We start from the raw sequence: 2,519 nt of genomic DNA on the forward strand, positions 1-2,519 counted from the left end.
TTATAAATCTCAATCGCTTCTTCCCAGTCTTTTGCTTTCGCAATCGCAAGGACAGGGCCAAAGATTTCTTCCTGCATAATTCTACTATTACGATCGGCATCTCCAAAAATAGTTGGATTAATATAGAATCCTTCAGTGTCTCCCGTATTGCCACCTATAAGGAGAGTGGACTCACCTTTTCCGATTTCAATATAATTTAGAATGCTGTTATACGCTTTTTCATCAATAACAGGACCAATCGCATTATCGTCTTCTCCGTTCCCAATACTTAATTCTTTCGTTAACTGCACCACTTTTTCCACCAATTCGTCATAAATACTTTCAACAATAATGGCGCGTGAACCCGCTGAACATTTTTGACCTTGGAAACTAAATGCCGATGACACAATTGACTCCGCAGCCGCATCTAAATCTGCTGTTTCATCGACGACAATTCCATCTTTTCCTCCCATTTCTGCATTTACTCGCTTAATCCATTTTTGACCTTTCGCTGTTTTTCCTGCAAGCTCATTTATATGAAGGCCTACATCTTTAGATCCTGTGAAACTAATAAAACGTGTAAGCGGGTGTCCTGTTATAAAGTCGCCCATTACGGAGGAATCCCCTGGTATGAAATTAATCACTCCACTTGGCAGACCAGCTTCCTCTGCTAGTTCAACAAATTTATAGGCAATAATAGGTGTTAAAGATGCTGGTTTTACAAGAGTCGTATTACCTGTAACTACTGCCGATACCGTTAAACCAACACAAATGGCTAAAGGGAAGTTCCAAGGTGGAACGATAAAACCTACACCTAACGGAATATATGTTAGGTTATTTTTCTCATCGGGAAGACTTTTCAAGTAATGTGTATCTTCATCCAATTGAATCATCGATCTCCCATAATACTCTAAGAAATCAATTGCTTCTGAAACTTCACCATCGGCCTCTTCATAGTTCTTTCCTGCTTCAATAATTAATATAGCTGATAATTCATGACGTCGTTCTCTCATTAAATCTGCTATTTTGAATAAATAAGAAGCTCGTTTTTCTGGCTTTACTAGTTTCCAAGTTTCAAACGTCTCCGTAGCCGTGTGTAAAGCTTTTTCAGCCATCTCACGATCTACTTTGCTCATGTAGCCAACAATTTCTTCTTTCTTTCCTGGATTAATAGAAGTGATTTTATCTTCCGTATAAATTTTTTCTCCTCCGATAATCACAGGATATTCTTTTCCTAAATTACGTCTAACAGAAGAGATAGCTTCTTTTAACGCCTTTACCTCACCGTCTAGTGAAAAGTCCGTATTGGGTTCGTTCTTGAACGTATCCAACTTAAAAGTTTGAAGAGTTTTAGTCATTTTTAGTTCCCCCTAATGGTTTATTTAAATGTTTTTTTTAAAACAAATGTCACATTCTCAGGTCGCTCTACGAGCCTTCTCATAAAATAGCATCTAGGGTGAGTAAACAATTACGAGTTGCTTCAAAAGCTTCCTTCTCTGTATAAACATATTCCCCTAAAAAAACTCAGCATCGCACCATGCCATCTTCGTTTACTTTTTATACGAAAACTAAGGCGTTAATTCTAGTTTTCATTCATCGTGGTTTTGCTTGTTAAAACATGGGAGTTTCGAATACTATCTAGAGCGTGCATAATGGAGTCTCCTGCGACAAAACTTTTGCTTCCAGTTTTAACCCGTATTTTTTTCCGATTTCCCATTTTACTTTTAGCAAGTGTCTGAAAAAGTATTGCTTAATATTTTCTCCATATTCATTCCCCATCAGAACCATAGTTTTTACAACCAATGAGGGTTCTCCCAAAGGGAAAGATCACTTCCGATACCTAATTGCTTAGCATTTAAATACACTCTATGAGCTTCAGAAACATCGTGTATCGACATACCAATTGGATTGAATAAGATTTTTTGTTTAGAATTCTCTCTTCCGATTTTCTTTCCAGTAATAATTTCTCCTAAATTAAATACGGATTCTTCTTTTATAACCCCATCACGGACTGCTCTATAACTAACATCTACTCCGTGATGTTTCACGTGTTCAAAATCATCTACAACCACTTTGTTATAGTGAATTAGTTCTGCTGGGTCCGTGTCCCAAAAGGATATTTCAGAATGGAATGCTCCTTCTTTAAGCCATTCTCCTTTTACATATGGGTAGGTAGACATCGTTGCTGTTACCACAATATCAGAATCTTTAAACGCTTCTTCTGTACTCTCTACAGAGACAACACTTACATTTAGTTCATTTGACATTTCTTTTGCAAACTCATTTGTCTTTTCACTATTTAAATCGTAGACTTTAATTTCTTCAATATTACTTCCGAAAACCCCTACAATAGCCATTAATTGAGTTCTACTTTGAACACCTGCACCAATAATACCAACAATTTTAGAGTTCGGATTAGCTAAGTATTTAGCTGCAATCCCAGTTGCTGCTCCTGTCCTCATAGCGCTTACAATAGTTCCATCCATAATCGCTAAAGGAAAACCGTTATTAGGGTCGGTTAAAATTATGATTGCTGAGGC

2 protein-coding genes are annotated in these 2,519 nt (G+C 37.1%); both read right to left on the minus strand.

Annotated features, from left to right (window positions below; all coding sequences use genetic code 11):
• Positions 1-1,337 (minus strand): aldehyde dehydrogenase family protein (locus LDX58_RS25495; protein WP_227940465.1); only part of this gene is annotated, 1,337 nt, incomplete at its 3' end.
• A gap of 435 nt (positions 1,338-1,772) precedes the next feature.
• On the minus strand, positions 1,773-2,519 hold a 747-nt coding region (locus LDX58_RS25500; RefSeq protein ID WP_227940466.1), incomplete at its 5' end, for an ornithine cyclodeaminase family protein.

Origin of the sequence: Alkalihalobacillus deserti, from assembly GCF_020734105.1 — a bacterium.
In the GTDB taxonomy this organism is placed as follows: Bacteria; Bacillota; Bacilli; order Bacillales; family Bacillaceae_D; genus Halalkalibacter; species Halalkalibacter deserti.